Origin of the sequence: Nocardioides panzhihuensis (genome assembly GCF_013408335.1) — a bacterium.
Classification (GTDB): Bacteria; Actinomycetota; Actinomycetes; order Propionibacteriales; family Nocardioidaceae; genus Nocardioides; species Nocardioides panzhihuensis.
This window is the reverse complement of record NZ_JACBZR010000001.1, coordinates 1317786-1343163: the sequence shown is the minus strand read 5'-3', so window position 1 is coordinate 1343163 and position 25378 is coordinate 1317786. Positions and strand designations below refer to the sequence as shown.

The following is a 25378-nucleotide window of genomic DNA, read 5'->3' as shown; positions in this document are numbered from 1 at the left end:
CACACACGGCTGAAGTCTCAGGTCGGCAACCCCTCGCCGGCACCAGCACAACAGGCTTCGTCGCGCGGTGTTCGCCGGCGGCCGAGGTAGCAAGCCAAGGTCCACTAGGTCTGGGACCCGAGCAGACTTCAGACGCAGTTTCTTAGCCTACGCTTCGCGTACGGGCCTCGTCCAACTGTCGAGGCCCGTTGCCGCATTCCCGCCTTCAGGCCGGGAGGCATACGCTGTAGAGGTGAACCAAGCCCTCAGCCCGGTCGTCCGACCGGAGGCACCCATCGATCCCTTCGGCGCGATCGAGACCATCGATACCACCGGCCCCGTCGTCAGAGCGGAGCGGCGATCGGTCAGCGAGGCCGACTCCCGCCGCGCCAACGGCCCCGACTGGGACAGGTACGCCGACGAGTACCAGGCGACCCACGGTCCCTTCCTCGGCGAGGCCGGGTTCGTCTGGGGCCCCGAGGGCCTGACCGAGGCCGACCTCGGCATCCTCGGCGACGTCAGCGGCAAGGACGTGCTCGAGCTCGGCTCGGGCGCCTGCCAGTGCTCCCGCTGGGTGAACACCCGAGGCGGGCGCGCGATCGGCATGGACCTGTCCGGGCGTCAGCTCCAGCACTCCCGGCGCCTCGACGAGCAGACCGGCGTCGTCGTGCCCGCGGTGCAGGCCACGGCGACCGACCTCCCCTTCGCCGCCGACTCCTTCGACGTGGTCTTCTGCTCCTTCGGAGCGCTGCAGTTCGTCAGCGACATCGCCCACGCGGTCGCCGAGACCGCCCGCGTGCTCCGGCCCGGCGGCCGATTCGCGTTCTCGATCACCCACCCCACGCGGTGGATGTTCCCCGACGACCCCGGCCCCGAGGGCCTGATCGCCGCCCAGTCCTACTGGGATCGCACCCCCTACGTCGAGGTCGACGACGAGACCGGCGAGGTGTCGTACGTCGAGCACCACCGCACCCTCGGCGACTGGGTCGCGATCCTGGCCGGTGCCGGGTTCCGGATCACCGACCTGGTCGAGCCCGAGTGGCCCGAGGACCACGAGCGGATCTGGGGCGGCTGGTCGCGCACCCGGGGTCTGCTGACCCCGGGGACCGCGATCTTCGGCGCCGACCTGACGAACCGTTAGCCGGGTTCGGTCTCAGCCGCGACCGGGCAGCCACAGCGGCCACCATCCAGGTGCGTGCCCGTCACATCCTGGCTGGATCACCAACGGCTCCCAGTCGGGCGCACTCAGCACGAGTGCGACGAGGACGAAGCCCACGATCAGCATGATCACTAGCCATGCTTGCGTGCCTCGCCCCGGCGCGAGCCGCGCCAACAGGCAGAGCCCGACAAGCAGCATCGCACCGAGGACCATGCTGAACGTGACGCCCCAGGACCAGACGCCGAGGCTCGCATCCGGCTCCTGACATGCCGCGAGGGCGGCCATCCGGATCCGCCAGGTCGCCGCGGGCGCGGCGAGGGCGATGACGACGATTACAGCCCACGGAATACGTTTGCGGGCCCGGAGGCTGTCAGCCTCGAGGCCCGCAGACGGTGACGCAGGTGCGGGCTGAGCCTCAGGCATCAACCAGGGTGCGGTCGTCCGCGGCGGCGTGGGCGCCACCGTTGGGCTTGCGACCGCGCAGGACCAGCCACAGGCCGATCAGCAGGAACAGCAGGCCGGCCGCGACGCCGCCGACGGGGATCCAGGTGCCGATCAGACCGAGCTTGGCGATGTTGGCCTTGGCGTCCTCGGCGTTTTTGGCGACGGTCGGGTCGGTGTAGCTCATCTCGGCGTCGATCAACTCCAGGCCGGTGCTGGTGACCATCTTCTGGGTCGCGCTCTGGTCGACGTAGGAGCCGGTGGTCGGCTCGACGTAGATCGTCTGGGTGGCCTCGTAGGTACCGCGGATGTCGTCGTCGGTGTCCTTGACCCCGTCGTCTCCCGGCGAAAGCGACGCGTCGTCGTCGGAGGCAGAGACCTCGAACTGGTAGGTCTTCAGACCATCGATGTCGACGTCGTCGACGTAGGTGGCGATGACGGTCTTGCCGAGCGTGTCGTCCCAGTACTCGTAGTCGTGACGATCGGTGCCGAACGGGAACTTGCCGGCCAGGCCGGTCATGTTCGCGACGGCCTTGTCCTCACCGACGTACTTGGCCTGGTCCTCGACGACCTCGGAGGTCTTGCGGTCCATGGCGTAGGCACGCTCGGTGGTGGTCACCACGCGGTCGTCCTCCTCGGCGCGGGCGCAGTCGGGCGTGTCGCCCTCCTGGACCATGATGCAGCCGGCCTCGACGAAGACGACGACGTCGTCGGTCGAGTCCTTCGGTGCGGCCTCGGTCGTCCGGGTGTACTTCACCTTGACCGGCTGATCCGACTTGGCCAGCGCACCGCTCGCGGTGCCCTCCAGGACGGTCGTGGTGTTGACGTTGAACGGCACGGTCGCCGCGGCATCCCTGCCCCAGAAGCCGGCAACCCCAGCAGCGACCAGCGCAAACGCGCCGATCAGCAAGAAGACGTAACCAATCACTCTTCGCATGTTCTTTGCCCCTCCCAAGGCCTGAGTCCCCCTCGATCCGCCGAACCGTAGCAGCAATACCCGGAGAGGTGTGCAACTGGTCACAAACCGCTGTGCGACACTTCGTCTTCGTGTCCCTCCCCCACCCCGTACCCGCGCCCGACGCGGCGGCACCCGAGGGCCGGCTCTCGACCCATCCCCGCGAGCTGGTCATCGCGGCGGCGGCCATCCTGATCGGGATCCAGGCGGGCATCCGCGCGTGGGCCCTCTACCCGGGGTGGTTCCTGCTCGACGACTATCGCCTGATCGATGACGCGCGAGGCGGTCCGTTCACCCTGGAGCGGTTGCTGGCTCCGTACGACAGTCAGTTCATGCCGGTCGGCCGCGCGATCGCCTGGGTGGTGAGCCGCGAGGACGCCAATTGGGGGATGGCCGCCACATCCGTCTTCGTCATGCAGGTGCTCGCGGGCATCGCCTGTGCGTGGATGCTCTTCACCCTCTTCGGCGTACGTCCGTGGGCCCTGGCTCCGCTGGCCCTCTACCTCTTCACCGCACTCAACGTGCCCGCGATGATGTGGTGGGCTGCCGCGCTCAACCAAGTGCCCCTGCAGCTCGTCTTCTTCGTCTCCGTCGGGGCCTGGGTCAGGTATGCCCGCAGCAGACATCTGGGCTGGCTCGCAGTAACGATGCTCGCCCTGGGTTTCGGGCTGCTCTGCTACGTGAAGACCGCGCTGGTGTTCGTGGTGCTGGCCTACCTGCTGCTCGCCTACTTCAGCCATGGGTCGCCGCTGCAGCGGGTCTGGCATGCCGTACGCCGCGCCTGGCCCGCGCTCATTGCGGCCGTCGCCCTGGGCGGCATTTACGCCTACCACTACGTGACAGAGGTCCCTTCCATCTTCGTCGGTGAGAAGCGCCCACCCGCGGGCGATCTCGCCGAGGCGATGCTTGGCCGGTCCCTGGTCACCGGGCTTCTCGGTGGTCCCTGGCGCTGGAACGACATCACTCTGCCCACCGTTCAGATCGACCCTCCGCTGTGGGCAACGAGCGCGGCCTGGGTGGTGCTGATCGGCTTCGCGGTCGGGGCGGCCCTCTTCCGGCGGCGTACGGGGCGGGCATGGGGGCTGCTGAGCATCTACGCGATCCTGGCCTTCGGGCTCGTGGTGACCAGTCGCGCGCCCTTGGTCGGGGCCATCATTGGCCTCGAGCTGCGCTACCTGACCGACCTCGCGCCCCTCGCAGCGCTGTGCCTCGGGCTGGTGACGCTCCCTCTGCTGGGCGCCACCGAGTCGAGCGAACGACGAGCGACGCCATTGCTGACCGTCACCCCCGATCCGAGGATCCTCGTCGCGGCGGTGGCAGTTGTTGCGGCTTCGGGGATCTGGAGCGGGGTGACGTACGCCAGGGTCTGGCACAGCGACCACCCCAGCGCCGAGTACATGCACAACGCGATGACGGACCTGCGCAATCTCGGCGGCGTCGTCGATCTGCTCGACCAGACGGTGCCGCGCCACGTCGACCCGGGCTTCACACCACCCTCGAACACCACGCGCGTGCTGCTTCCGCTACTCGTGGACAACGCCCGGTTCCCCTTGGCGAGCGACAACCTGCATCTGCTCGATGAGCAGGGCAACGTACACCCTGCCAGGGTTGAAGGGGTGAGTTCCAAGCCCGGACCGGCCGCTGGCTGCGGCTGGCGGGTGTCGTCCTCGCAGACCACGATTCCGCTCGAGCGCGCCGCCTTCGACTACAGGTGGTGGATCTCGATCAGTTACCTTGCACCCCAGTCCGGAACGCTCGAGGTGCGCGCCGGCGGCAGCACGCGCGAGGTCCCGGTGCACCGGGGCCTGGGAACCGCCTTCGTCCGGGTCGACGGTGAGGTCGACGAGGTCGTGCTCCAGATGCAGGACGATGCGACGACCTTGTGTGTCGACATGGTCGCGGTCGGTGAGGTGAAGGCGAGGGGAACGTCATGACGCAGGTCGCGCAGACCCGGTTCGAGGGCATCGACTCGATCCGCGCGCTCGGGGCATTCGCCGTGCTCACCACCCACGTCGCCTTCTGGGCGGGTGCCTACACCAATGGCCTCCTCGGTGGGCTCCTGTCGCGACTCGACGTCGGCGTAGCGCTCTTCTTCGTCCTCTCCGGCTTCCTGCTGGGGCGTCCGTGGCTGGTGCGGGCGACGACGGACCGCCGTGCCCCCGCGTCCGGCCCCTACCTGTGGAAGCGGTTCCTGCGGATCGCCCCTCTCTACGTGGTCACCGTCGTGGTCGCTCTCGGGCTGCTCCGCTCCAACCAGGGCACGAGCCTTCGCACCTGGCTGGTCACCCTCGTGATGGGCAACACCTACGTCGACACCGCGCTGCCCCCCGGCCTGACCCACATGTGGAGCCTCGCCGTCGAGGTCGCGTTCTACCTGCTCCTGCCGGTGATCATGCTCGTGCTGGTCGGCACGCGCCGCCGGTTGGCACCCCGCCGGTTCGTCCTCGGCCTGGCCGCCATGGCGGCGCTCACTTTCATCTGGGTGCTGCTCGCCGTGCCGGTCCTGGAGGAGCGGATCAGTGCCATGCCGGCGCAGTGGCTGCCGGGGTTCCTCCTCTGGTTCGCGGCCGGGCTGTTCCTCGCTCTGATCCAGGTGCTCCGCGAGCAGGGACTCCGACCGGCGTACGCCGGGAGGCTGGTCACGCTCGCACGGCTCCCGGGCAGCGCCTGGCTGCTGGCCGGCGGCCTGATGCTCGTGGCGGCGACCCCGGTCGCCGGCCCGACGACGCTGACCTCGCCGGAACCGGCGGAGGTCGTCGTCAAGCACACGCTCTACGCCGTTGTCGCCTTCGTGGTGGTCGCCACCGCTGTGTTCGCGGATCCTGTGGGCCTGTACGGACGGCTGCTCGGCCACCGGTTCTCGCAGTGGCTCGGCCGGATCTCCTATGGCATCTTCTGCCTGCACATGCCGGTGCTGCACCTGGTGATGTGGGTGACCGGTTGGAAGATCTTCGACGGTCACGGCCTGCAGATCTGGGCGATGACGGTCGTGCTCTCGCTCGTGGTGGCCGAGGTCGCCTACCGGCTCGTCGAGCTTCCCTTCGCGCGGCTCAGGGACCGGCCGCCATTCTTCCTGCGCTCCCGGCGAGAGACTGCGGCCAGCAGCGTGAGCGTCACCGGTACGAGGACCGGGTAGATCAGCCAGCCGATCTCCCCCGCCCAGCCGTTCGGCCCAATCCAGGGTCGCAGTGAGTAGGCGAACGCGACCAGCAGGACCGGGGCAGCACCCAGCCAGCCGATCCAGGGGAAGAGCCTGACGCCACGGCGGCGGGCGATCGCGACCGCGGCGAGTGCCGCCGCGGCTGTCACCGCACAGACGACCGCCCCCGCGGTGCCGGCGATCAGGCCACCACCGGCCACTGCGAGGGGGGTCAGCAGGACGGGTCCCGCGCGCCACTCCCCCGCCGGGACATCGGAGCCGTCGTCGGCGCGGTCGGACGAGGACCTGCGGCGGCGCACCAGTCCGGCGAGGACCAGCAGCACCAGCAGGGCTACGCCTGCGGCGCCGGCGACCAGGCCGGTCCGATAGCGCTCGTCCGGGGTGAAGACAGCCTTCACCTCGGTCTCGTCACGGAGTTCCCAGCCCTGCTGCCATCCGTCGACGGTGACCGGTCTCAGCGTGCCGCTCCCCTGACGGGCCTGCCAGCCGGGGTTCATGTTCTGGCGCAGGACCACCACGCCGGACGACCGGCCAGGCTCGAGAATCCGGGTCTGCGCCGTATCGGCCACGGGGACCGGTCGCGCCGAGAAACCCCCGCGACCCGACGGTGCCCCGAACGAGCCGGGTTCGGTGTTGGTCATGGTGAGGCTGACCGGGGCCGCCGCCGGCGAGGCCTCGACATCGATCGTGTTCTCCCCGGCCCGGGTCTCCGTGACGATCCTCTGCTCGGCTCTCGGCTTGGCCTTCCGTGCCTGGGGGACCGGCTTGCTGCACAGGCGGGCGTCCACGGTCTCGCCACGAGCCAGCGCAGCCGGCGAGGCGTCCAGCGCACTGCTGAACCGCCTGCCGTTCCAGACCACGTCGGGGCCCGTGCCGCAGGCCATCAGGGTGAGGCCCTCCGAGAGCGCCACACCCGGGAATCCTTGCCGACCCAGCAAGATCTCGCTGATACCCGTGCCGATCTCGATCGCGCCGGTGTCGAATCCGGCCGCCGCGGTGGTGCCCACCCGGTCGATCTGGATCTTCAGCTGCTTGGTGCGGATCGGCTCGAAGGTGGCGACGCCGTCCTCGTCGAGCTCCACCTCGCGCCGGCCACCCGGCCAGGTCAGCGTCAGCCCGACCGGACGTTTGGCGGCCGTGTCCTGGTCGAGAGCGACGCGCAGATAGCCGAATCTGCGCGGTTTCAGCCAGCGCAGATCGAGGGTCGGACGCAGGTCGTCGGGATCGGCCAGCCAGGTCGTGCCCGGGTCACCGTCGAGCACTGCCAGGGCGGAGGCCCGAGGATCGGGGACTGCCTGCGACGAGGCCTCCACGCCACGAAGGTAGGGGTCGAGGATCAGGCGGCCGAGCGCCGGTCCGGCGACCGGTCGCACGCGCAGGCGCGCCGACCAGTTCGTCGCCTCGGGGAGCGTGACCACCCTCCGCATGTCGAAAGGCTCCTCGCCATTGCGCTCACGGCCCGGCACGCAACGGATGTCACCGCGGACCTCAGCACAGCCCAGACGCGCGTCCTGCTCGGCACTGAGCGCCACCACGTCGGGGTTGCCCCACTTCTCGGGCAGGGTGGGTGGCACTAGGCGGCGTACGACGTCGACACCCGGGATCGTGACCTCCGCTAGCGCGAGACCACCGCCGGCGGAACCCGCGTCCTCGACCCGTACCCAATCGGTGGCGCCCCGGGGCAGGGTCACCGAGTGACGGTCACCCGGCCCGAGGCGTACCTCCTCCGAGACGCCGTCCTCGGTGCGCACCCGGACGACCTGCCTGGGATGTGCCTCGGTGCCGCCGACCAGGTGCACCTCATCGACCCAGGTGGCCTCGGTCAGGTCGATCTGCCACCACGGGTCGCGGTTGACGTAAGGTCCTGCGACCCACTCGGTCTGCTCACGACCGTCGACGGCGGCATACGGGAGGTCGCTGGGCCTGGAGCCTCCGACCGAACCGGCGTCCGAACGTGACGAGGACGCGGAGATCGACGCAACTCCGTCGAGACGGCTGGTGGTCGACCAGCGGTCGCTCTCAGTGAGCCGGTAGTCGTTGGCCGGGTTGCCGGTGCGCTTGACGTCCCCGGCGGTCAGCGTCGCGGAACCGCCGTCGTGTATCCGGCTGAAGGCACGCTCCCGCTCACGCAGGCCGTCGGTGAGCACGACCGGCCCGGTGGGGATCTCCTGCTGGTCGACGCCGAGCACCGTGGGGGTGTCGCCGAGAACGCCCATGTCGGTGAGGTCGAGCAGGTCCTCAGGCCCGCCTGCCACGGTGGTTGTCCGCGGTGCCACCACCGCTTCGGCGGTGTCCGTGGAGACCTCGTAGACCTCGACCGCCGGGTACGTGTCCTGCCAACCCCCGTTGACCGAGAACCGTCCCTTCTCGCCTTCGAGCATCGCCTCGCCCCCGAGCTCCGGCCCGAAGGCAGCGACCTGGATGAGGCCCGGGGACTGCTCGAGCGCTTGGTGCACCAGAACCGGGTCGGGGATGTCGTCGCCGCGGACGACATCGTTGCGCACCACCAGATGACGTACGCCGGCGCGACGCAGGTAGGCGGTGAGCCCCGAAGAGCCCTTGCCCTGGGCGAACCGGGCCTCGATCTCGTCGAGCATCCGGATGTTGCCCTCGGGAGCGAGCGGGATGATGTTGCGTACGGCCCAACGGTTGTCGGCCAGATGCTGCAGCGGCTCGTCGCGCGGCGAGCCCCAGACGTACTCGCCGAAGGGTGAGCCCGGCACGAGCAGCGAGGTCGATCCCTCCCCGTTCGTACGCAGCCAGTCGGCCGCCTCCTGCCAGTAGCCGGGGATGCCGAGAGTCGCCCCGGCGGGGGTAAGTCGCCCGGTGGCCACCGGGGCCACCGAGCCGAGCAGCGCGACCAGGGTCATCGCCATGACGGCGTACCGACCCGCCGTGGCCGGGATGCGGGCCAGGGACGGTCGCCCGCCGGACACCCCGTCGGTCCTGGGCGCGAGGGAGCGGTCCAGTGCGATCGCGATGCCGATGACCAGCGGAAGCCTGATGATCGGGTCGAACTTGTGCACGTTGCGCAGCGGCGCCAGGGCGCCGTCGAGGAGACCGCGGATGTCGCCGGCGAACCAGCCTTCCACGGCTCCGGTGTGACCGGCCCCGACCATCAGCATCCCGACGAGGACGGACAGGCCGAGGAAGAGGCGGTGGGGCGAGCTCCTGCCGAGGATGCCCGCGAGGCCGACGAGCAGCAGTACGCCGCTGTCGAGGATGAGGTAGGGCGTCGTGATCAGGTCGTGGCCGGCGCGCGAGTCGCTGTCGAGGTAGGGCACCCAGTTGGAGGTGCCCCGCAGGACATTGAAGGCGTCGGTCGGCAGGGTTGTCACCGAGCTGGTCTCGATGTAGTCCAAGAACGCGGGGCTGTAGGCGCCCAGGAGGAACAGCGGCACCAGCCACCACAGCGTGCCGAGCAGCGTAAACAGCGGCCACCACAGCATCAGCGAGCGCCGTCGGCGCCCGGGCCTGCGGGTCAGCAGCCAGATCGCGCCGAGAGGGATCACCGCGAAGGTGGCGGCGGCGTTGACGCCACCGACCATCGCGATCGCCAGAGCCGAGAGGGCCGCGCCGAGCCGCGTGCTTCCTCTGCTCGAGGCGATGATCAGGGGCAGCAGGACCCACGGGGCGAGGGCGCTTGGCCAGGCCTCGATCGAGATCGGCCCCAGCGTCGTCAGCATGCGCGGCGAGAGCGCGAAGGCCAGCCCGGCGATCAGACAGGCGAGGTCGGAGCGTACGCCGATGGCCTTGGTCACGCGCGCGGCACCGGTGAACGCGACGATGAGCACCAGCGCGAGCCACAGCCGCTGCACGATCCAACCGGGGACGTCCAGCCCCCAGCCGCCCGCGAAGAAGGGGCCCATCGGCCACAGGTAGCCGTAGGCTTGGTTCTGCAGCTGCCCGAAGGCCGACTCGGCATCCCACAGGTGGAGAGCGCGGCCCAGGAAGTCGACGGGCGCGACGGCGAGGTCGAACTTCGTGTCGGGCACGAGCAGCCCGGGTGACTGGACGAAAGCGAGCCCGAGCAGCAGCACCGAGATCGCCAGCAGACGGATCCGGAAGATTCTGCTCAGGTCTTGCGGAGCACGAGCAGGAGGTTCCATGAGAACACCTCCCTCACCACCGGGACCCGCATCAGCCACGCCGCCCACCACGGGTGGTAGCGCGGAACGGCGGCCAGGATCTCGGCGTTGCCCGCCTTGCGCTGGGCGCGCGCCCAGCGCAGCCCGGCGGAGGCGGTCGCTGCGTACATCGACTCGCCGAACCTGTTCTTGGGCTCGTGACCGTGCTTGCGCTGGTAGCGGCGGCGGGCGAACCGGCCCCCGAGCAGATGCCACGGGCTGGTCTCGTGGCCGCCCCACGGACCCCACCACAGCGTGTAGGAGCAGAAGACGACACCACCGGGCTTGGTGACCCGGAGCATCTCGTCGAGCATGGCTGTCGGGGTCGGGACGTGCTCGAGCACGTTGGAGGAGTAGCAGGCGTCGACCGAGCCGGTGCGGACCGGGAGCCGCATCCCGTCGCCGAGCATGCTGCCCTCGGCCACGATCCCGGCGCCCTGCATCTCACCGGCGTCGGCGTCGAGCGCGAGATAGGTCGCTCCCGCCTTCATGAAAGCGTCACGGAAATAGCCCGGGCCGCCGCCGACGTCGAGCAGGACGGTGCCCTCGAGCGCTGCGCCATCGCCCTGGGGACCGGCGGTGTAGTGGGCCAGCTGGCCGACCGAGTCCGCGGCGAGCGCGGTGTAGAAGCGCGCGGGATCGGTCTGCTCCACGCGGAAGTCGTTGAAGAGGCGTACGGAGCGCCGCAGCGTCGCCCTCCAGCCGCTGCCGGCCGGGGCATCGGGCTGGGCCCCGCCCCGGGGGTCGCGAAGGTTCGACACGGCGGGAACCCTAACCGATTACCCCAGAGGGTGTGCATTCGGTCACGATCTGTCCTACTCTCCAGTAACGGTGTTGAGGGACACCGGTCGCGCAACCCCTGGGGAGGGAGCGCTCGGCAGCGGGGTAACTGCGAGATCCAGGGGAGCACTGTTTTGCGCGCCAACGACGGAGCGCAGCTGAACGCATGCCATGTGGCGGTCTTCAGCTGGCGCGACACCGATAACCCTGAGGCCGGCGGGGCAGAGCACTACCTCCACCAGATCACCGCAGGCCTGGTGAGTGGCGGGGCGCGGGTGACCGTGTTCACCGCCGCCTATCCGGGCGCGCGTGCCCGTGAGGAGCGAGACGGCATCCGCTACGTACGCCGCGGCGGCAAGCTCAGCATCTATCTGTGGGGTGTGCTCCTGCTGGCGCTGGGCCGGCTGGGTCCGATCGGTCGCGTCGACGCGGTCATCGACGTGCAGAACGGGCTCCCGTTCTTCACGCCTCTCGGCACGCGGGCGCCGGTCGCGGTGCTCGTCCACCACGTCCACCGCGAGCAGTGGCCGGTGGTCTACCCGGGGCTCTCCGGGCGGATCGGATGGTGGGTCGAGTCCTGGTTGGCGCCCCGGCTCTACCGTCGCAAGCAGTACGTCGCGGTCTCCCGCGCCACCCGCGCCGAGCTGGCGACGCTCGGCGTCGACCCTGCCCGGGTCGCGGTCGTGCACAACGGCGCCGCGGCCCCGTTGCGCGACCGGCCGGCGAAGACCGAGGACCCCTCCGTCTGCGTCGTCGGGCGGCTGGTGCCGCACAAGCGGGTCGAGCTCGCGGTCGACGCGGTGACGGCGCTACGTGCGACCTACCCGGACCTTCGGCTCACCGTCGTCGGGGACGGCTGGTGGGCCGACGAGCTGGCGGCGTACGTCTCCCGGGTGGGGGCCGGTGACTTCGTCGAGATGCTGGGGCATGTCGACGAGGAGACCAAGGAGGCGGTCTACGAGCGGTCCTGGCTGATGGCGCTGCCGTCGCTGAAGGAGGGCTGGGGCCTGGTCGTCACCGAGGCCGCCCAGCACGGCACCCCGACGGTCGCCTTCCGCGACGCGGGCGGCACGACGGAGTCGATCGACGACGGCGAGTCCGGGATCCTGGTCGACGACCAGGCCGGGTTCGTGGCCGCGCTCGGCGACCTCCTCGGTGACGAGATCCGCCGCAAGGAGCTGGCCGAAGGTGCCCGCTGGCACGCCCGCAAGCACACCTGGGAGCAGAGCCAGCTCAACTTCAACGCCGTGCTCGCCTCGGCGCTGCAGGGGCGCGTCGTCGGCGCGGACTGACCGCGGTCGACAGACGTAGAAGGGGCCCGGCGGATCACCGCCGGGCCCCTTCTCAGCTCTGACTTGCTCAGTCGCTGGTGCCGTACTGAATCGTCGACTCAGAGACGGTCGGAGGATTCTTGACGGTGTTGTCCGTGCTGCTGGTGACGACTCCGACGACAGTCGCTGCGGCGATCCCGCCGCCCACAAGAATGCTCGCGACGATGGCGATGATGTTGCCCATGATATGTGACCTCCCTCTCCTAGCCGCGAACCCTAGCAGTCCGCCGGCGAGCCATACTGATCAGTAGCAGAACTGTTGACGTTGTGGCGAAGAGCCATACCAGGACGTACGCCGCCCACGCCCCGGTCGCTGCCACCAGGGTCGCCGGGTGGCTTGCGTGCCCCGTCACCTCGTCGCTCTCCTCGGGCAGCCGCTGCAGGAGCAGCCCGCCGCCGTCGAAGACCACCTCACCGGCCACGCGGGGCGCCTCACCCGCGGTGCGGTCGGTGATGGCGTACCCGATCCCGAGGCGTCTCAGCGCCCTCGTCCGTGCCTGCGGGTCCGCTGCCGCGAGGGCCTCGGCGACCGAGCTCGCCCGCCGGTCCTCACCGGGGATCGTGGTGCCGCCGATGACGAGGTCGCCGTCGGTCACGCTAGGCCGGGGAAGCATCCTCGGCAGCGGGTCCAGGACAGGGCGATGTGCGTTCCACGTCGGGGCGCGGTAGGCGGACCAGGGCAGCACGAGCACGTCACCGGGCGCCGACTCCTGCGCCAGTGCCGCCCCGGCCTGCTCCCACTGGGCCGGATAGTCGGCTGCGCCGATCCCGCCCGCCAGGCCCCAGGCGGCGTCGGGGAGCACGGCGATCGGCGCGACGGTGACGACGACCGCGGCCGCCCATCGCGGCGCGGTTCCGCGCAGCCTCTCCCCCAGGGCGTCGACACCGGCCGCGACGGTCAGGATCAGCAGCGGCAGACAGAGCGGTAGCAGGCGGCTGCTGTCGCGGATCAGGGCCAGCCCGGGGACGTCCTGGGCAAGGGCGTCGAGTGCTTGCGGTGCGGCCCAGCCGGCGACCGCGACGCCGAGACCGGCGACCCACAGCGCGAGGATCGAGACCCGCTGCTCGTCGCTCGTCCACCATCCGCGGAACCCGGCGACGGCCAGCGTCACCAGGAACGCCAAGGCGGCCCAGGCCAGCCAGCCGTCGCGGCTCGCGGGGACGACCGAGGTGTTCCAGATCCCGGCGAGGGAGAGTGCGGCCAGCGGGGCGGGCAGGGCATCGCCCCGGAGCGCGAAGACCTCGAACCCCGTCGCCGCTGCCGCCTGGGAGCTGTGGGTGATCCCGGTGACGAGCCACGGCGCGTTGACGGCAGCCACCGCGGCCACCAGCAGGATCGGTCGCCGCCCGCGCCGCAGCCCGGTGGCGAGCAGCACGGCGCCCGCGACGAGGCCCGCGCTCGCGCTCAGGCTCCCGGCGATGAGGACCGGCAACATCCACACCGGGCTCCGCCCGTCCGTTGCTCGACGGCGGCCGGCGACCACGAGCCAGGGCACGGCGGCATAGGCCAGCAGCATCGGCCAGTGACCCATCCAGAGCCGCTCGGCGGCGTACGGGCTCCAGACCGTCAGGCTCACCACCGCCAACCGCGCGGCGAGCGAGCGATCACGCACCAGCTCCGCCGCCCCGGCCCCGGCGACCACCAGCGCACCCACCAGGACGAGCTTCTGCAGCGCGAGACCCGGCACGATCTCGTCCAGCACCGCGACCACCGCGTCCGACGGAACCGCCCGCGGCAGCCCGGACCCGAGCCCGAGCACGTCACGCGTCAGCGCGAGGTCGGGCACCCACACGATGTCGTAGGTCAGCACGAACCCCGGCCCCAGTGCCGGCCCCAGCATCAGCACCGCGAGCACGCCCGCCCACACCGTAGGCACCACCCGCTGAGTCACGCGGCCACATCCGTCGCGCAAGCGCCAGAGTACGGACGCGGCCGCGTGACCTCACGGTTCACTCGCTGGCGCTCGCTCACGCGGCCACCCTAAGCCCACGCCGAGACGTCGGTTACGTCGGACGAGACGTCGACTACGTCGCCCGAGACGTCAATTGTGGCGATCGAGTTCCGTTGCTGGGCGGATGCCGGTGCCGGCATGTGGGCGCGTTCGTCCTAGGCTTTCCAGGTGCCCACGATGACCGCCAGCCCGATCAGCGCCCGACGGCGCAGGCTGTCCGCGCTCATCCGCAGCAGCGGATTCCTCGCGGTCTGCATCATGGTCACCAACATCGCGACCTACGGCTTCCAGATCATCGCCGCCCGGATCCTCGGCCCCAGCCAGTACGGCGGCGTGGCTTCGATGATGTCGCTGCTCCTCGTCGTCGGCGTGGTCCAGCTCGGGATGCAGGCGACGGCGTCGCGCCGGGTGACCGGGACACCCGGCCAGGAGCGCGCCATCGAGCAGACGGTGCTGCGCGCGACCTACCGGGCCGCGATCGTCGTCGGTGTGGTCATGCTCGTCGCCTCGCCACTGGTCTGGCGGGTGCTGCGGCTGGACTCGATCTATCCGGCTCTGCTGGTCGCCGTCTGCGCCGTGCCGCTGACGATCATGGGTGGTCAGGCCGGGGTGCTGCAGGGTGAGCGACGTTGGCTCGGCCTGGCGATGGTCTATCTGGCTCTCGGTATCCCGCGGCTGGTGGTCACCACCGCGGCGATGTGGATCCGTCCCACCGAGGGTGCCGCCATGGCCGGGGTGGCGCTGGCGCAGTTCGCGCCGGCGATCGTCGGGTGGTGGGTGCTGCGGCGGCGTACGCCTCCTGTCGGGGCGGTCGGCCCGGTGAAGCCGGTCGTCGTCGAGATGCTGCAGGGCTCGATCGCGCTGCTGGGCTTCTTCGCGCTCTCCAACGTCGACATCCTGATCGCCCGAAACGTCCTCTCCGACCACGTCTCCGGCCTGTACGCAGGTGGCCTGATCCTCACCAAGGCGGTGCTGTTCCTCCCACAGTTCGTGGTGATCATCGCCTTCCCCTCGATGTCGGCCGAGTCCAGCCGCCGCTCCGCGCTGCTCAGGTCGCTGGCGCTGGTCGGCGGGCTCGGCGCGTGCGCGATCGCGGGCTCCTGGCTGTTGTCATGGCTCGCGATGATCTTCATCGGCGGCCCCGACTACGCCGAGATCCAAGACCTGCTCTGGGTCTTCGCGATCCTCGGCATGGTGCTGTCCGTGCTCCAGCTGCTCGTCTACTCGGTCCTGGCCCGGCGCAGCCGGCTCTCGGCGTACTTCCTCTGGATCGCCGTCGTCGCCGTCCTCGTCCTCGGCGCGACGCAGACCACCGTCGCGGGCCTGGTCTGGACGGTCCTCAGCATCGACGCCGCCCTCGCCGCCGTCCTCCTGTCCGTCACCTTCTGGCGCCTCAGCCAGACCTCTCAGCGCTCCTGACCAACGCCCTGCCGAGACGTCACTGGCGTCGGCCGAGTTGGCATCTGGATGCCAACTCGGCCGACGCCAGTGACGCTTCGGCCGACGCCAGTGACGCTTCGGCAGACGCCAGTGACGCTTCGGCAGACGCCAGTGACGCTTCGGCAGACGCCAGTGACGCTTCGGCAGACGCCAGTGACGCTTCGGCAGACGCCAGTGACGCTTCGGCAGACGCCGGTGACGTCTCGGCGCGCCATGACCCCCGATTCGGCAGGGTCAGTGGGCGGCTTCGTGCCAGGAGAGGCCGGTGCCCACTGAGACGTCGAGGGGGACGTTGAGGTCGGCGGCGGAGCCCATCTGCTGGCGCACCAGGGTCTCCAGGGCCTTCCGCTCCCCCGAGGCGACCTCGAAGACGAGCTCGTCGTGGACCTGGAGAAGCATCCGGGAGTTGAGGCCGGCCTCGTCGATGGCGGCCTGGACCCGCAGCATGGCGACCTTGATCAGGTCGGCGGCGGAGCCCTGGATCGGAGCGTTGAGCGCCATCCGCTCGGCGGTCTCACGGCGCTGGCGGTTGTCGGAGAGCAGGTCGGGCAGGTAGCGGCGGCGACCCATGATGGTCTCGGTGTAACCCGTGCGACGGGCCTCCTCGACCAGGCTGCGCAGGTAGTCGCGGATGCCGCCGAAGGTCTCGAAGTACTCCTCCATCAGCCCACGTGCCTCGCTCGGCTCGATCCCGAGCTGCTGGGAGAGGCCGAAGGCCGACAGGCCGTAGGCCAGGCCGTAGTTCATCGCCTTGATCTTGGCCCGCTGCTCCGAGGAGACCGCGTCCGGGTCGACACTGAAGACCCGCGCGGCGGTGATCGAGTGGAAGTCGCGCCCGGAGCGGAACGCCTCGATGAGCAGCTCGTCCTCGGACAGGTGGGCCATGATCCGCATCTCGATCTGGCTGTAGTCGGCCGTCATCAGCGACTCGTAGCCGTCTCCGACCACGAAGCCCTTCCGGATCCCGCGACCCTCCTCGGTGCGCACCGGGATGTTCTGCAGGTTGGGCTCGGTCGAGGAGAGCCGTCCGGTGGCCGCGATGGTCTGGTTGAAGGTGGTGTGGATGCGGCCGTCGTCCTGCACCGTCTTCAGCAGGCCCTCGATGGTGACCCGCAGCCGGGTGACGTCGCGGTGACGCAGCAAGGCGATCAGGAACGGGTGCTCGGTCTTCACATAGAGCTGCTGGAGCGCGTCGGCGTCCGTGGTCCAACCGGTCTTGGTGCGCTTCGTCTTCGGCATGTCGAGCTCGTCGAAGAGCACCACCTGCAGCTGCTTGGGCGAGCCGAGGTTGATCTCCTTGCCGATCACTCCGTAGGCCTCGTCGGCCGCCTGCTTCATCTGGCCGGCGAAGTGCCGCTCCAGGGCGTCGAGATGCTCGGTGTCGACCGCGATCCCGGTCTTCTCCATCCGCGCCAGCAGATGCAGCAGCGGAAGCTCCACCTCGGCCAGCAGCCGGTGTCCGCCGGCGGCCTCGACCGCCGAGTCGAGCTCGGCGGCGAGGTCGAGCACCGCCCGGGCGTAGAGCATCGAGGTCTTCGAGACGCCGTCGCCGCCGACCTCGTCGTCGCCGAAGAGTGACTCCTGGCCGCCGTCGTCCTCCTGCTTGAGCTCACGCTTGAGATAGCGCAGCGTCAGGTCGGCGAGGTCGTAGGAGCGCTGGTCGGGGGCAACGATGTAGGCCGACAGCGCGGTGTCGGTGGTCAGCCCGCGCAGCGACCAGCCGTGGGCGTCGATCGCCAGCTCGGCCCCCTTGGCGTCGTGCATGATCTTCGGCTTCGAGGCGTCCCCGAGCCAGTCGGCCAGCGCCTTCTCGTCCTCGGGCGTGAGCCCGTCGACCCCGAGGTACGCCGCCCGCTCCGGCGTCGCGAAGCCGAACCCGTCCACGCGGCCGGTGCCAGAACCCCAGGTCCCGCGCACATGCACGCCCACGGGCGTGGCCCCGAGCCCATCCAGGTAAGCCGGGACGGCGCCCGGAGCCAGGGACTCGCCCTCCAGCGCGAAGCCGCTCTCGTCGATCGGGACGTCGTCCTCCGGCGCGAGCACGTCGGTGATCCGGGTGCGGATCTCTCCGCGGAACTCGAGCTCGTCGAGGAGCTCCAGCGCGGCCGCACGATCCCACTCGACCCGCCCGAAGTCGGCCGGGCCGACCTCGAGGGACAGGTCTCGCACCAGGGCGTTGAGCCGCCGGTTGCGCATCACGTCACCGAGGTGGGCGCGCAGGTTGTCGCCGGCCTTGCCCTTGATCTGGTCGGCGTGGGTGATCACGTTGTCGAGGCCGTCGTAGGTGTTGATCCACTTCGCGGCGGTCTTCGGACCGACACCGGGGATGCCGGGCAGGTTGTCGGAGTCCTCCCCCACCAGCGCGGCGATCTCGGGATAGCGCTGCGGCGGCACGCCGTACTTCGCCTCCACGGACTCAGGCGTCATCCGCGCCAGGTCGGAGACGCCACGCATCGGATAGAGCACGGTCGAGGACTCCGTGACCAGCTGCAGCGAGTCGCGATCGCCGGTCAGGATCAGCACCTCCATCCCGGCCTCCAGCCCCTGGGTCACCAAGGTGGCGATGATGTCGTCGGCCTCGTAGCCGGCCAGCGACAGGTGGCGGATGTTGAGCACGTCGAGCAGCCGCTGGATCAGCGGCAGCTGGGACTTGAACTCGTCGGGCGTCTTGTTGCGCTTGGCCTTGTATTCGGAGTACTCCTCCAGCCGGAACGTCTGCCGCGACAGGTCGAAGGCGACCGCGACATGGGTCGGGGTCTCGTCGCGCAGCACGTTGACCAGCATCGAGGTGAAGCCGTAGACGGCATTGGTGTGCTGCCCCGTGACGGTCGAGAAGTTCTCCACCGGCAGAGCGAAGAAGGCCCGGTAGGCCAGCGAGTGCCCATCGAGAAGGAGCAGTCGGTCACGCGTCACATCAGCCACGGTCCGACTCTATCCACGACCACCGACATTCGAGCCTGCGGCCCGGCGACGAAGGAGCCGGGGCGCAACGCGAGAAGGTCGAGCGAGCGCAGCGGGTGAGCTTGCGAAACCGCGAAGCGGGTCGAGACCAAGTGGTGGACAGCCGCGTGCGAACATGCATCCATGACCGATGCACTCCACACCACCGACCCCACCAAGATCGCGAAGTTCGTGGGGTCGCTCCCCCAGGGAGCGGGCGCGCTGAACGAGAAGATGGGCGTCGAGATCCTCGAGATCTCGGCAGAGAAGGTCGTCGGCACCATGCCGGTCGAGGGCAACACCCAGCCGTACGGCCTGCTCCACGGCGGCGCCTCGGTCGTCCTCGCCGAGACCCTCGGGTCGATCGGCTCCGGGATCCACGGCCACTCGGTGGGCAAGGTCGCGGTCGGTGTCGACATCAACGCCACCCACCACCGCGCGGCGACCTCCGGCATCGTCACCGGCACCGCGACGGCCATCCACCTCGGGCGCAGCTCGGCGGCCTACGAGGTCGTGATCACCGACGAGCGCGGCAAGCGGGTCTGCACCTCGCGGATCACCTGCTCGCTCATCGACGCCGACCGGATCTCGATGTAGAAAACCACGTAGAAGGGCCCCGGAGCGGTTCGCTCCGGGGCCCTTCACTGTCGAACTTTGCTCAAAGATCGGATCTCGACCCGCTTCGCGGGTTCGCAAGCTCACCCGCTGCGCTCGCTCGATCTCTTCGCGTCGTGACCCTGCGACTTCGTCGCAGGGTCACAGGCTCAGACTTCCCCAGCGATGTACTTGACCGGGGCGTAGGTGCCCTTGTCGTTGTACTGGTAGATACCGATGGACGCGGCCGTCGGGCTACCGGTCTCGCCGAGCTCGATCGGACCGGACTTGCCGTCGTAGTCGATGTCCTTGCCGTCCTTGATCAGCGCGACGCAGTCGGCGTACGTCTCGCACTTCTCACCACCGGTGGTGATGTCGACGATCTCCGCGGCGATGGCCTCACCAGCGTCGCTCTCGGCCTGGGTCGCCGCCAGAGCGGAGACGACCGTGGCGTCGTAGGACTCGGCGGAGTAGGAGTAGTCCTTCAGCTTCGGGTCGACCTTCAGCAGCTGCGCCTTGAAGTCGCCGGCGGTCTCGGCGCCCGGGAGGGTGCCCTTGACGCCCTTGAGCTCGCCCTTGCTGAAGTCAGCGGAGTAGTCCGACAGGTTGCCGTCGACGAAGTACGTCGGCAGCTTCGCCGGGCCCACGCCCGCGGAGATGAGCTGAGGGACCAGCTTCTTGGTCTCCTCGAACGCGATCACGACGACCGCGTCGGCACCGGCGCCGGCGATCTCGTTGATCTGGGCGCTGTAGGAGGAGGCGTCCTCGGAGTAGTACGCCGTGGTCGCCACCTTGGAGCCGGCGCCCTCGAGGTTGGCCTTGATCTCCTCGGCGAGCGTCTCGCCGTAAGCGTCCTGGCGGGCCAGGATCGCCACGTTGGTGCGCTTGTCCTCGAGCAGCAGGTTGGCCATGACGGCACCCTGCAGGATGTCGGACGGAGCCGTACGGAAGTAGAGGTCCGGCTTGGCGTAGTCGCCCTCGTCGAACTCGGTCGAGGTGTTGGCCGGGGAGAACATGACCGTGCCGGCCGACATGATCTTGTCGATCACCGTCATCGACACGCCCGAGGAGGCGGTGCCGACGATGACGTCGGACTTGGCGGAGAGGAGCTTGTCCGCCTCGGCGGGGGCGATCGCGGCGGTGGTGTCACCCGAGTCGGCGACGGCCGTCGTGACGTCCTTGCCGAGCACACCGCCGGCGGCGTTGATGTCCTGGATCGCCAGGTCGGAGCCGGCGAACTCGGGCGGGCCGAGGAACGCGAGGCTGCCGGTCTGCGGGAGGAGCTGCCCGATGGTGAGAGTGCCGTCGCCCTTGGGGGCGGCCTTCTTCTCCGGCTCCTCGGAAGCGGTTTCGCCGCCGCAGGCGGCGAGGGTGAAGCTGAGCGCCAAGGCGCCGGCGCCTGCGGCCAGCTTCACCCAGGTAGAGGATGATGAGTTCACTGCTAAGTCCCTCTTTCGTATGGGCTGGCCCGGCTCACGTCGGACCTTGCGGAGAAACACTAGAGACGCACGGGGGGTGAAGCACCCGAGGGACGTGTCTTTTCACCAATCCGTTACATCTCCCCCATGGCATCATTGCCTGGGTTGCCGCGATGATCGGCTCCGTATGATCGGGGCCGTGGTGACCCATGATCACTCGGGAAACCGATTCCCGCCAGGAACAGGCTCGATCGTGGAGGAATTGTGATGATCCGTACGCATCCCACCGTTGGAGGAGCGACTCGATGAGCAGGGTTCCGGTGACGATGCGAGAGGCACGGGCCGATGATGCGCTCTTCCTTCTCGGCATCTGGCAGGACTCGTTGCGGATGGCCGATGCCCCCGAGCAGCTGAGCGACCTGGAGACGATCATCCTCGACGCCGAGGCCTCCCCCGACCAGCGTCTGCTGGTCGCCGAGTGCGGCAGCGATCCTGTCGGGGCGGTCTACCTGCGTGCGACGACCTTCGGGCCGCTCAACCTGGAGCCGACCGTGCAGATCTTCGCTCCCCACGTCGTTCCCAGCTTCCGCCGCCGTGGCGTGGGCCGGATGCTGATGGAGACGGCCGTCGTCTTCGCCGAGGAGCGCGGGGTCCGGACGATCGCGGCCGCGGGCTCCGCCGCCGGCCGTGACGGAAACCGGTTCCTGGCCCGGCTCGGCCTCAGCGCTCAGGCTGTCATGCGCGTCGCGCCGACCGCCGTCGTACGATCCCGGCTCAATGTCCTCGGCAGAGCCCTTCCTCACCACGCCAGGATGTCTCGCAGCCCGAAGCAGTCCAGCGCGGTCGGCGAGCTGCTCGCCGCGCGGCGCTCGCAGCGGCGTTCGCACACCGTCGCCTGAACATCGCCCAGGGCCCCGGAGCGTGCTGCTCCGGGGCCCTGGGCGTTCGGATGTGGGCGCTCAGTCTTCCTTGGCACCGAGGGTGCCGAGATAGAGCTCGATCACCTTCGGGTCGTCGGCGAGCTCGCGTCCAGGCCCGGTGTAGGCGTTGCGGCCCTGATCGAGCACGTAGCCGCGGTCGCAGATCTGCAGGCAGCGGCGGGCGTTCTGCTCGACCATCACGACCGAGACTCCGGCCTTGTTGATCTTGCGGGTCTGGACGAAGACCTCGTCCTGCATCACCGGCGAGAGCCCCGCGGAGGGCTCGTCCAGCAGCAGGACCGACGGGTCCATCATCAGCGCCCGTCCCATCGCGACCATCTGCCGCTCACCGCCGGAGAGACCGCCGGCCCGCTGCTTGCGACGCTCCCCCAGGGCCGGGAAGATCCCGGTCACGAAGTCGAAGCGCTCGGTGAACTTCTTCGGGGCCTGGTAGCAGCCCATCAGGAGGTTCTCCTCGATGGTCAGGCTCGGGAAGACGTTGTTGGACTGCGGGACGAACCCGATCCCGCGGCTGACCAGCTCATCTGCCCGCTTTCCGGTGATGTCCTCACCCTCGAGGCGTACCGAGCCCTCATGGATCTTCACCAGACCGAACAGCGCCTTGAGCAGCGTCGACTTGCCGGCGCCGTTGGGGCCGATGATGCCGACCAGCTCGCCGGGCTGGCAGTAGAGGTCGGTGTCGTTGAGGATGTTGACTCCGGGGAGGTAGCCGGCGATCAGGCCGTCGGCCCGGAGGACCGCACCCTCGGCCTCGCGCAGGTGCGTCTCGCGGAACTCGTCCGCATCGGTGGAAGTCACTTCGAGTCCTCCTGTTGGGCGATCTCGGCCTCGACCTCGGCCTCGAGCCGCTCCTCGTCGAGCTCGCTCAGATCGGTGTCGTGGTGAGCCCCGAGATAGGCGTCGATGACACGCTGGTCGGCCATGACCGACTCCGGAGTGCCCTCCGCGACGATCTTGCCCTGAGCCATCACGATGACCCAGTCGGAGATGTCGCGGACCATGTCCATGTCGTGCTCCACGAAGAGGACGGTGCGGCCCTCGTCGCGCAGCGACTTCACGTGGCCGAGCAGCGACTGCTTCAGGGCAGGGTTGACCCCCGCCATCGGCTCGTCGAGCATGACCACCTCGGGGTCGACCATGAGCGCGCGGGCCATCTCCAGCAGCTTTCGCTGGCCGCCCGAGAGGGATCCCGCGAAGTCCTCACGCTTCTTGTCGAGCAGGAACCGGGCGAGCAGCTCGTCGGCCTTCTCGGTGACCTGGTCCTCCTGCTTGCTCCACAGGAACTTGAACGGCGCGGCCCAGAACCGCTCACCCTTCTGGCCGGTGGCGCCCAGGCGCATGTTCTCGATGACGGTGAGCTTTGCCAGCACCTTGGTGAGCTGGAAGGTGCGCACCATCCCGAGGCGGGCGACCTTGTAGGGAGCCATGCCCTTGAGCGACCTGCCCTCCAGGCTCCATGAGCCGGAGTTGGGCTGATCGAAGCCGGTCAGCAGGTTGAAGAAGGTCGTCTTGCCGGCGCCGTTGGGACCGATCAGGGCGGTGATCGCACCCCGCTGGATCTCGACGTGCTCGACGTCGACGGCGGTCAGCCCGCCGAACATACGCGTGATGTTGTCGGCGACCAGGATCGGGTCGGGCTTCTTCGCCCCCGGCTCCGTGCTCACCCCGACGAGGCCCGCGGGCCCCGTCTCGGTCGTGCCGGCGTTCTTCTGGTCAGTCATGTCAGCGTCCATCGATCGCGATCTCCCTACGGTCGCCGAAGATCCCCTGCGGGCGGAAGATCATCAGCAGCATGATGGCCAGGCCGAGCACGATGTAGCGGATCAGGCTGGCCTGGGTGTCGGACATGATCACCGTCGGGATCCAGCCGCCGTCGCCGGCAGACTGGCTGAAGAACGAGCCCAGGCCCGCGATCAGGAACCAGAACAGGATCGCACCGATGACCGGGCCCATCACCCGAGCAGCGCCACCGAGGAGCAGCGCCGCGAAGGCGTAGAAGGTCATCAGCGTCGAGTAGTCGCTCGGGACGACGGACGCCTGCTTGAGCGCCAGGAACATGCCGCCCAGACCGCCGATGACGCCACCGAGCGCGAGCGCCTGCATCTTGTAGGCGAACACGTTCTTGCCCAGCGAGCGGACCGCGTCCTCGTCCTCACGGATCGAGCGGAGCACACGCCCCCACGGGCTGCGCATCAGTGCCCACACCAGCAGGCAGCACAGCCCGACCAGGATCCAGCCGACGGTCAGCGACCACAGGTCGTTGCGCCCGAACGCGACGATGCCCAGATCGATACCGCTGCTGTAGGGGTTGGCCTCCTGGAACGGCCGGGCATACCCGTTGAGCCCGTTGGAGCCACCGAAGATGTCCTTGGTCTCCACCGCTCCGAAGACGAACCGAAGCACCTCTGCGGCGGCGATGGTGACGATGGCCAGATAGTCGGCGCGCAGACGCAGGGTCGGCACACCGAGGATCACCGCCAGCACGAGCGGGGCGACCATCGCCATCACGACGCCGAGCCAGAACGGCGCGCCGAAGGTGACCACCGAGACGGCCAGACCGTACGCACCCACCGCGACGAACCCGGCCTGGCCGAAGTTGAGCAGTCCGGTGTAGCCGAAGTGGATGTTGAGGCCGATGGCGGCCAGGGCGAAGACGATCGCCTGCGGGCCCAGCGCCTGCTGCAGCGCTGCCCGGAGAATGTCGAGAATATCCATTGTCTCTCCTACCCGAGCCGCTCTTTACGACCCAGGATGCCCTGGGGACGCACCAGCAAGATCACGATCATGATCAGCAGCGGGCCGACCTCCTTGATCGACGTGGGTACGCCGAACAGCGGCCCGAGCTCGTAGACGAGCCCGATCACCAGCGAGCCGACCAGCGATCCCCAGATCGTCCCGAGGCCACCGAGGGTGACCGCGGCGAAGATGACCAGGAGGATGCGCATGCCCATGAAGGCGTTGACCTGCAGCGTGAGGGCGTAGAGCACACCGGACATCGCGGTCAGGGCGCCACCGATCACCCACGCGTTGGTGATGACGCCGTCGACCCGCATCCCGGAGGAGGCGGCCAGCGCCGGGTTGTCGGAGACCGCCCGCATCGCCTTGCCCATCCGGCTCTTGGCCAGCCACAGGCAGACCGCGGTGATCGTGACGACCGAGATGAGGATGATGACCGCCTCACGGTCGGCGAGCGAGAGGCCGAGGTAGTACCAGTGCTGCTCGCGCTGCTGACCGGAGTACTGGGACACCGACCTGGTCGAGGAGGTGTAGAAGTACTGGTAGATGTAGCGCAGGAAGATCGCCAGACCGATCGAGACGATCATCATCGCGATCAGGCCGGTGCCGCGGCGCCGCAACGGACCCCACAGCACCTTGTCCTGGACGTAGCCGCCGAAGCCGCCGAGCAACACCGCGATGATGCCCGCCAAGATCACCGAGTACGTCGCCAAGGCTCCGGTCTTGAAGATCTGGTCGAAGGTCCAGGCCATCACCGCACCGAAGGTGAGCAGCTCACCGTGGGCGAAGTTGGACAGACCGGTCGTGCCGAAGACCAGCGAGAACCCGAGAGCGGCCAGGCACAGGACCAGCGCGAACACGATGCCTGCACGCAGGTTCTGCGCGAGGTCCTTGCCGAAGCTCGACTGCTCACCGGCCGTCACCCCGATCGGGAAGATCGCCCGGTTGTTGGGGCCCTGGAAACGAACCTGGACGGTGGCCTCGTTCTTGGTGTTCTCGTCGAGGACGGTCCCCGACGGAAGCGTCTTCTCATCGAGACTGACGACGTACTCCCCGAGCTCGTCGACTTCGATGATCGCCACACCTTCGGCGTCGGTGACGCCTTCGCCGGCCTTCTCGCCGTCCTTGGTGACCTCGAGGGTCACTCCTTCGATCGGCTTCGGATTGCCTTCGGCATCCTTGTTGGCCTCGTCCTGAAGCGTCACCTGGATCGCGGTGGCGTCTGGCGGTGGGGTCTCGGTCGCCTGTGCGGCTCCCAAGGTTCCTACCATCAGCACCATCAGCGCACCGATGAGCGCGACCAGGACTCTGTAGAGCCGCTTGCGCACGTGGGTACTCCTACCTGTGTGTCCTAGGACGGACCCTGACACCAGCTGGGGGTTACTGGTCAGCCGGATCCGCCGGGGCAGTCTAGGCAGACTTTGT

19 protein-coding genes are annotated in these 25378 nt (G+C 69.2%); 7 read left to right on the top strand and 12 right to left on the bottom strand.

The annotated features are described in order from the left end of the window. Window positions 1-232: 232 nt before the first annotated feature. Window positions 233-1120, top strand: coding sequence for a class I SAM-dependent methyltransferase (locus BJ988_RS06245; RefSeq protein WP_343051498.1), 888 nt, complete (start codon window positions 233-235; stop codon window positions 1118-1120). A gap of 12 nt (window positions 1121-1132) precedes the next feature. Here BJ988_RS06245 and BJ988_RS06240 read toward each other — a convergent pair whose 3' ends face one another. After that, a complete protein-coding gene (locus tag BJ988_RS06240) occupies window positions 1133-1561 on the bottom strand; it encodes a hypothetical protein (protein ID WP_179657226.1) in 429 nt (142 codons plus the stop codon). After that, window positions 1554-2516: a cell envelope lipid trafficking protein PgfA gene (gene pgfA / locus BJ988_RS06235; RefSeq protein WP_179657225.1), complete on the bottom strand. Its 963-nt coding sequence runs from the start codon at window positions 2514-2516 to the stop codon at window positions 1554-1556. Before pgfA ends, BJ988_RS06240 begins: the two co-directional genes overlap by 8 nt. A 110-nt stretch (window positions 2517-2626) precedes the next feature. Here pgfA and BJ988_RS06230 point away from each other — a divergent pair, with 110 nt between their 5' ends. After that, complete coding sequence (locus BJ988_RS06230; protein WP_179657224.1) at window positions 2627-4468, top strand: hypothetical protein; 1842 nt, start codon at window positions 2627-2629, stop codon at window positions 4466-4468. Then, window positions 4465-5670, top strand: a complete 1206-nt coding sequence (locus tag BJ988_RS06225; RefSeq protein ID WP_179657223.1) for an acyltransferase family protein — start codon at window positions 4465-4467, stop codon at window positions 5668-5670. Before BJ988_RS06230 ends, BJ988_RS06225 begins: the two co-directional genes overlap by 4 nt. On the opposite strand, the gene BJ988_RS06220 is transcribed toward BJ988_RS06225, so the two are convergent. Then, window positions 5553-9803, bottom strand: a complete 4251-nt coding sequence (locus BJ988_RS06220) for a DUF3367 domain-containing protein (protein WP_179657222.1) — start codon at window positions 9801-9803, stop codon at window positions 5553-5555. The genes BJ988_RS06225 and BJ988_RS06220 overlap by 118 nt on opposite strands. Beyond that, the gene (locus tag BJ988_RS06215) at window positions 9770-10582 is read right to left on the bottom strand and encodes a methyltransferase domain-containing protein (protein ID WP_179657221.1); all 813 of its coding nucleotides are present in this window, start codon (window positions 10580-10582) and stop codon (window positions 9770-9772) included. The genes BJ988_RS06220 and BJ988_RS06215 overlap by 34 nt, the downstream gene beginning before the upstream one ends. Before the next feature lie 153 nt (window positions 10583-10735). On the opposite strand from BJ988_RS06215, the gene BJ988_RS06210 reads away from it, so the two are divergent. Beyond that, the gene (locus tag BJ988_RS06210; protein WP_246321417.1) at window positions 10736-11893 is read left to right on the top strand and encodes a glycosyltransferase family 4 protein; all 1158 of its coding nucleotides are present in this window, start codon (window positions 10736-10738) and stop codon (window positions 11891-11893) included. A gap of 67 nt (window positions 11894-11960) precedes the next feature. Here BJ988_RS06210 and BJ988_RS06205 read toward each other — a convergent pair whose 3' ends face one another. Both BJ988_RS06205 and BJ988_RS06200 read right to left on the bottom strand, forming a co-directional pair. Then, window positions 11961-12116 carry a hypothetical protein gene (locus tag BJ988_RS06205; RefSeq protein WP_179657220.1) on the bottom strand — a complete coding sequence of 52 codons (156 nt, stop codon included), beginning with the start codon at window positions 12114-12116 and terminating at the stop codon, window positions 11961-11963. A 19-nt stretch (window positions 12117-12135) separates the two neighbouring features. Beyond that, window positions 12136-13824, bottom strand: coding sequence for an MmpA family trehalose lipid delivery protein (locus BJ988_RS06200; protein WP_179657219.1), 1689 nt, complete (start codon window positions 13822-13824; stop codon window positions 12136-12138). A 237-nt stretch (window positions 13825-14061) separates the two neighbouring features. Between BJ988_RS06200 and BJ988_RS06195 the strand changes: the two genes are divergently transcribed. Next, window positions 14062-15303: a lipopolysaccharide biosynthesis protein gene (locus BJ988_RS06195; protein WP_179661351.1), complete on the top strand. Its 1242-nt coding sequence runs from the start codon at window positions 14062-14064 to the stop codon at window positions 15301-15303. Between the two features lie 255 nt (window positions 15304-15558). Here BJ988_RS06195 and polA read toward each other — a convergent pair whose 3' ends face one another. Further along, a complete protein-coding gene (polA, locus tag BJ988_RS06190; protein WP_179657218.1) occupies window positions 15559-18246 on the bottom strand; it encodes a DNA polymerase I in 2688 nt (895 codons plus the stop codon). Window positions 18247-18408: 162 nt separating this feature from the next. Here polA and BJ988_RS06185 point away from each other — a divergent pair, with 162 nt between their 5' ends. After that, a complete protein-coding gene (locus BJ988_RS06185) occupies window positions 18409-18861 on the top strand; it encodes a hotdog fold thioesterase (protein WP_179657217.1) in 453 nt (150 codons plus the stop codon). 167 nt (window positions 18862-19028) lie between these two features. On the opposite strand, the gene BJ988_RS06180 is transcribed toward BJ988_RS06185, so the two are convergent. After that, entirely contained in the window at window positions 19029-20273 is a 1245-nt protein-coding gene (locus tag BJ988_RS06180; protein ID WP_343051496.1) for an ABC transporter substrate-binding protein, read from the bottom strand. Between the two features lie 308 nt (window positions 20274-20581). Here BJ988_RS06180 and BJ988_RS06175 point away from each other — a divergent pair, with 308 nt between their 5' ends. Continuing rightward, window positions 20582-21175, top strand: a complete 594-nt coding sequence (locus BJ988_RS06175; protein ID WP_179657215.1) for a GNAT family N-acetyltransferase — start codon at window positions 20582-20584, stop codon at window positions 21173-21175. A 60-nt stretch (window positions 21176-21235) separates the two neighbouring features. Here BJ988_RS06175 and BJ988_RS06170 read toward each other — a convergent pair whose 3' ends face one another. From BJ988_RS06170 to BJ988_RS06155, 4 genes are read right to left on the bottom strand one after another with little or no spacing between them, the layout of a single operon-like run. Further along, window positions 21236-22015 (bottom strand): ATP-binding cassette domain-containing protein, encoded by a 780-nt coding sequence (locus BJ988_RS06170; RefSeq protein ID WP_179657214.1) that lies wholly within the window; start codon window positions 22013-22015, stop codon window positions 21236-21238. Continuing rightward, window positions 22012-22938, bottom strand: a complete 927-nt coding sequence (locus BJ988_RS06165; RefSeq protein ID WP_246321416.1) for an ABC transporter ATP-binding protein — start codon at window positions 22936-22938, stop codon at window positions 22012-22014. Before BJ988_RS06165 ends, BJ988_RS06170 begins: the two co-directional genes overlap by 4 nt. Before the next feature lies 1 nt (window position 22939). Then, the gene (locus BJ988_RS06160) at window positions 22940-23932 is read right to left on the bottom strand and encodes a branched-chain amino acid ABC transporter permease (protein WP_179657212.1); all 993 of its coding nucleotides are present in this window, start codon (window positions 23930-23932) and stop codon (window positions 22940-22942) included. An 8-nt stretch (window positions 23933-23940) separates the two neighbouring features. Continuing rightward, window positions 23941-25281 (bottom strand): ABC transporter permease subunit, encoded by a 1341-nt coding sequence (locus BJ988_RS06155; RefSeq protein ID WP_179657211.1) that lies wholly within the window; start codon window positions 25279-25281, stop codon window positions 23941-23943. Window positions 25282-25378: the final 97 nt, after the last annotated feature.